General features: G+C 70.3%; 2 protein-coding genes. Both read right to left on the minus strand.

The features are described 5' to 3' along the window. Positions 1-101: 101 nt before the first annotated feature. Entirely contained in the window at positions 102-449 is a 348-nt protein-coding gene (locus tag EFK10_RS14430) for an SRPBCC family protein (RefSeq protein ID WP_127356100.1), read from the minus strand. Positions 450-1,773: 1,324 nt separating this feature from the next. Next, positions 1,774-3,523: hydroxysqualene dehydroxylase (locus EFK10_RS14440; protein WP_127356101.1), on the minus strand; the 1,750-nt coding region annotated here is incomplete at its 5' end.

Consider the following 3,523-nt stretch of genomic DNA (forward strand, 5'->3'; position numbering starts at 1 on the left):
ACGGACACCCCCTCGACCGCGCCAGCAGCAGTCACCTCGCCCGCCTCGAACTCGCCCTCACAGCATGACAATTACGAATTAGCCACCAAGATCCTACAGGGTCAGCCGGCCGCAACGCGCAGCCGCCCGAGCTGGTGCTCCCAGCCGGCGCGGTGGTTGCCGATGTGGGTGGACGGCAGGCCGCGGTGCGTGAGTACGACCATCGTGTCGTCGCCGTCAGGGGTCAGCACGACCTCGACGGTCGATCCGCCGGGCGGCAGCGCGTCGCTGCCGGGGATTCCCCAGCTGAACACGACGCGGTACGGCGGCTCGACGGTGATGTAGGCACCGTGGGCGACGACCTCGCCCATGTCGAGCGAGAACACGCCGCCGGGCTGCGGGTCGAGCTCGGCCCGGTCGCCGATCCACTTGACGATGAGCGCGGGGTCGGTGAAGTACGGGAAGACCAACCGAGTCGCCGTCGCGGATCACATCGTCGACGCTGAGCCGGACGATGCGGGTCACGGGCTGCGCGTAGAGGAGCACGATGACCCCGGCGACACGGAGACGCATCGGTATCTTTGCATCGGTCAGCAATCGGCCAAGGGCGTCCAGGCGCTCGTCCTCGCTCAGCGCAGCCCGCCGGGAGATCGCAGGGATGGAGAGGGAGCGTCGGCAGCGGCGGCCCTGCATGGCCCAGTTGAGGAAGGCCCTCAAGCAGGTGCGGCCGTGTTCGGTGTTCTCGGCATACCAGGCGTCGACATCGATCTGGCCGCAGGATGCGAGGGTGCTGTTCCGCTCACCGAGCCATTGCAGGAAGGCGGTCGAGTACTTGATCTGCTCGGCGGCGAAACGGCGGATGCTGGGTGTGACCCGACGCATGCCGCACCCCATCCAGACCCCCCACCCCCAGTCGCGCCGCCACGCCGGCCGCAGCCGGCGTGTCCGGCAGGACCACCCACCACGTATCCATCCACTCACGCTCCATCTGCCCACCGGCCAACCACCGGCGAGGACGGGCCAGGGCCCGCCCCCGCCAAGCGCCCATCCGGGCAACTACTGCCCGCCCTGGAATACGTAGATGAACGGGGCGTGACCGCCGTCGGGGATCCAGCCGGCCAGGTCGCCGAACGTGACCGCGGTGAGTCGCCCGCATCCGTCACCATCGGCGGCTCGTAGATCTCAACCTGCTCTTCCATAGAAATCACCTCCTTCCCGGCCGAAAGTCGCCAGACAGAGCGGACCGCCCGGCCAGCCGCGGCACCGCACAGCCGCTTCTTCGCCCACCCCCACCCGCCCAACCGGAGCACACCGCCAAACAACACCTACGAGCGGATCCGAAGCACCCCGCCGCCGACCGGATCCGGCGCACGCGCCGCGCGCAGCAGCAAATCCGCGGTCTTGCACCGCTCCGGCTCCTCCGTCGATGCGGGCGCGCGGTGCTCACGCAGGTCCCGTAAGACTGCCAGCGCCGCCAAGCCGGGCGTGTCTGAAAGAGCGTGTAAGTCCGTGATGTGACAGGCTGGCCGAGGATCAGGTTCGGGCCTGGTCAGCCGGGACGGACACAGCATGACGGACAACGAGAAGACGCCGCCGACCCGGTGTTCTCGCGTGTTGTGGACGTTCGCGTGAAAACCGTGATCGTCGACACGCCCGTCGGGACGCGGCCAACGTGCACGCCCCTGAGCCGACCGGGAGCGGCGAGGGTGCGGGGGAGAGAACCCACCGAAGCGCGGAGGCCCCGCTTGGTTGATCCGATCCCGCCGCTCTCGCCGGAGCAGCGGTTCTTCCGGCTCACCCCAGGTCGAAGGTGTTGGGCAGACCCAGCCTGTAGCGCACCTCGTCGATCCGCTTCAGGGGCTCCATCTCCGGCGGCCGGTACAGCTCCCACACACGGCACCGCTCGGCGTCCGAACGGTCCGCGTTGAGCAGGGCGTTGACGGCTCGCCGTGCGGACTCGTTGGCGCCTTCCATGGTCGCGAGGTCGACGTCGGTGCGGACGTAGTCGCCCGCGAGGAAGAAGTTCGGGATCGCCGTCCGTGCCGAGGGACGATGGTAGAGCGTGCCCGTCGGGTGGATGAGGAGCTGTTCGCGGTTGTGCGGGTCAGGGCCGCCCAGGCCCGTCACCGCCGGGTCCATGAACCAGCCGAGGCGGTCCTCGTCCCTGAGCGCGGTCTTGCCCGCGTCGTTCAGCCCGTCCTTCAGCTGCGCCCACAGCTCGGCGACGATCTCGTCCCTGGTGCACTCCTTGGCCGTCTTGCCGTACAGGATGCCGGGCTTGTCCCACTCCGAGATGATCGCGGAGAGGCAGTCGTGGGCCCGCCCGTCGCCGTAGTCGCGGGAGAAATCCCGTACGTCCCAGAACTGCGCCTGGCCGATGGCCGTCACCGACCAGGGTGAGTCGAGGCAGTTGATGTGGCCGTGCACGATGGGTGTGGGCGTGCGCAGGTAGAACATCACGCCGGTCATCCAGTCCGTCTTCAGCGCGTCGCATCGGCCGAGCTGTGGGTCGGCGGCGCGCAGGGCCCTGCCCCAGGTGGCGCGGGCGTGTTCGACGGGCATTGCGGAGACGTAGTGGTCGGCGGTGACCGTGCGCTCGTGGCCGCCGTCGCGGGCCGCGACGCGAACGCCGGTCACCCGCCCGCTCTCGTACCCGACCTCCAATACCTGCGTGCCGGTCACGAAGTCGACGCCGTGCGAGCGCAGATGCGCCTCCCAGGGGTCGATCCAGGCCTCGCTGGTGGGAGCGTTCAGGACGCGGTCGATGTCGGCGTCGCCGTCCATCCCGCGGCCGAGCAGGCCCCACAGGATCAGGGCCTCGATGATGACGCGGCCGACCGTCCTGGTCGACGCCACCTCGGCGCGGGTGGCGACGAGGTTGCGGGTCTGCCCGATGCCGAGGAGCGTCTGATACTCCCTGCTCATCTCCCCCGCGCGGATGAAGTCCCACCAGGCGACCTTCTCCCACTGGCCCTCACGGCGTGCGTCGCAACTGGTGAGGTGGACGAGGAGACGGTCGGCGAAGTAGGCGACCTCGTCGGCGGGCAGGCGGGTGCCCACATCCAGGACGGACAGGATCTGGTCGCGGATCCAGGACGCGGTGATGTCGCCGGGCGCCGGCGGGGTCGTGATCCGGCGCAGCGGGAAGTGCAGGTCGGGGCGGCCCGAGCCGCGGGCGAACAACTCCTCGGTGGCGGTGCGGAGGTTGCCGTGGACGCTGCCGGCGTTGCCGGGGAAGGGGATGCGGCGCATCGTGTCCGGCAGGTTCCGATAGAAGCCGGGAAAGAAGCGGAAGCCGTGCTCGCCGGGCAGGGGCTTGCGGCCGCCGGCGGCCGTGCCGGGGACGTCCATCGAGCGGGCCTTGCCGCCGAGGGTGTCGTAGTACTCGTAGACGGTGACGGCGTAGCCGCGTTCGGCGAGTTCGTGGGCGGCGCTGAGCCCGGAGACGCCGCCGCCGAGGACGGCGACGCGCCGGCGGGAGGGCGTGGCCGCGGCTGCCCGCGCTCCGGGCCGTAACGCGGTCGCGCCGACCGCGCCGCCGGCG

The organism is Streptomyces soli (genome assembly GCF_003999195.1).
Taxonomy (GTDB): domain Bacteria; phylum Actinomycetota; class Actinomycetes; order Streptomycetales; family Streptomycetaceae; genus Actinacidiphila; species Actinacidiphila soli.